The following is a 443-nucleotide window of genomic DNA, read 5'->3' as shown; positions in this document are numbered from 1 at the left end:
TTGGTTTCGGGTCTACACCCAGCGACTGAACGCCCTATTCGGACTCGATTTCTCTACGCCTTCCCTATTCGGTTAAGCTTGCCACTGAATGTAAGTCGCTGACCCATTATACAAAAGGTACGCAGTCACCCCTTACAGGGCTCCTACTGTTTGTATGCACACGGTTTCAGGATCTATTTCACTCCCCTTCCGGGGTTCTTTTCGCCTTTCCCTCACGGTACTGGTTCACTATCGGTCGATTACGAGTATTTAGCCTTGGAGGATGGTCCCCCCATGTTCAGACAGGATTTCACGTGTCCCGCCCTACTTGTCGCAAGCCTAGTTCCACACCATCGATTTCGCATACGGGGCTATCACCCACTATGGCCGGACTTTCCATTCCGTTTTGCTATCGTTGATGCTAAATCTTGCAGGCTGATCCCATTTCGCTCGCCACTACTTTG

The 443-nt window shown here is 50.8% G+C and carries 1 rRNA gene; it reads right to left on the bottom strand.

The features are described from left to right. Positions 1-443: ribosomal RNA gene (locus tag ACODSZ_RS23155) — 23S ribosomal RNA — on the bottom strand; the annotation flags it as partial.

It is taken from the genome of Herbaspirillum sp. FG34 (assembly GCF_057809315.1).
The sequence above is the reverse complement of the archived record's forward strand: the minus strand, read 5'-3'. Positions and strand labels throughout refer to the sequence as shown.